Origin of the sequence: Psychrobacter sp. BF1 (genome assembly GCF_019279065.1) — a bacterium.
Taxonomy (GTDB): domain Bacteria; phylum Pseudomonadota; class Gammaproteobacteria; order Pseudomonadales; family Moraxellaceae; genus Psychrobacter; species Psychrobacter urativorans.
Window position 1 is genome coordinate 1 of the sequence record NZ_JAGYWV010000032.1, and the last position, 1,803, is coordinate 1,803.

Below are 1,803 nucleotides of genomic sequence, written 5' to 3' on the forward strand. Positions count from 1 at the left end.
GTTCCATAATGCAAAGGATTAGAAACATACTGAGATTCATAAATATTTTCTGACTCTTCTTCTTTTAGACTCAAAAAGTTAACATCTCTTTCATCAGATTGACCATAAACATTAATAAAGTCAAAGACATTGTTAACGGGGGTAAGTGAGTCATACTTACTTACGACACTAACAAAACTTTCTGGTAAATGATATTTAAAACTATCAATAAACTTTTTTATAGCCTTATGACTTATAGGAGGTTCATGCCACATGGGTTTAATATCCTTCATGTTTACTTCCCCTGTTTTAGTGAATTTTGTCCTGAGTGTGGAACAGCTTTTCTATCATGGAACTTCTCTGGCACTAATTGCATTGTATTAAGTGATGACTGTGCATTATGATGCCAAGTAAATCCTTTTATTTTATGTGATCCAGCTTCTAACTGGGAAAGCTGTCTTTCCGTAAACTTACTTTTAGCTACAGGATCATCTTTAATCGACTCCCACATATCTTTGGAGGCTTGTTTCATTTGACCAGTATAGCTCTTAGAATGATCAATCTTTGCACTAAATACCGACACATCATCAAATATTGGCAACCCTCGATTATCATAAGGTATTGTTTTGACAGTTCCATCATTTGAGGTCACTTTTACTGCTCTGTTACCATTAGCGTCAACAATGACATCATCTCTAGTAGCACTGGCTTGATGTGGTTTTTTAGGAATAGTGGTCGATGTTACACTATTCTGACCATATACTGCTTCTAAATCTGTTCTGACTTCTTTTGGATCGTATATACCTTGATAGCTGCGATTTTCGCTAATAACATTATCAATTTTATCAGGCTTAGCAATACCAGTTGACCCTCTTTGACTATTAGATATAGAACCTGTGTAAGGCTTACTCACTTTAATTAAATCGTCTACAGATGTTGTACCTTGTTTAGCCGCGTCTAGTGCCGACTTTTTGACAACATATTGTATTGTCTTTTTGCCTGCCCATTTTACAGCAATGACAACTTCTCCTGCGCCAGTCGCTAAACCTACAGCATCCACTACCATAACAGCAGCGTCAAATGTCTTTTGATTTGCCTGTTGTTGCGCTGCTGGTAAAGACCCTGAATCAATTGAGCCGTTATTATTAATAATAGCTTGATTTTTGTTATCTAAACTTCTTTGAGGAATTATTTGTGCCGTTGTGGTAGGTTTAGGTTTTGAAGTAGGCCCTGCTGTTTTAGCATTGTATGGTTGAGGCACACCACTAGTCCAACTATAGCCATAACTCTTCGTTTCTCCCTTAATAAAATTAACGAGATTAGTATCAGGTTTTTCAATGTTATTGAAATTTTGGGTAATAGTAGTGTACTCTCCAGTAGAAGTAGTCTTCCATAGTCTAGAATCAAAATCTGATGCTATTCCATGGTCGTACATGGCTTTATTAATACCATCCTTACTGGCATTTTTATGAATTTTTACTGTTCTTTTGCTCGTCCATTGTTCGCCATACTTTGTACTATTAGCCCATCGTAAAGCATCCTCTATTTCTTGTAGAGTGTAAGGTTTACCATCAGCACGCTTCCAGCCTTTCTCTTTTGCTTTCTTGAGTAAAATATAAGCCAAGTCTTGTTCCTGCGGATGCAACTGCCGATTATTAGCATCCACATTAGTCGCTGTTACCGTACTTGAGGTATCGAGTCCTGCTGCACTGCCAGCACCTAATAGCGTCAAACTAACCAAACCACTTGCTGTGCCACTAGCGATACTTTCGCTCATGCCTTTATCTACAAGTGCTTTCGCTATCTTCTCTTGGATATTATTAA

At 37.4% G+C, this 1,803-nt stretch carries 1 protein-coding gene and 1 pseudogene; both read right to left on the reverse strand.

Going from position 1 to position 1,803, the window contains the following annotated elements:
• Window positions 1-272 (reverse strand): annotated as a pseudogene (locus tag KZA12_RS14700) (hypothetical protein); the annotation flags it as partial.
• A 2-nt stretch (window positions 273-274) separates the two neighbouring features.
• Window positions 275-1,803 (reverse strand): HNH endonuclease (locus KZA12_RS14705; RefSeq protein WP_218690750.1); only part of this gene is annotated, 1,529 nt, incomplete at its 5' end.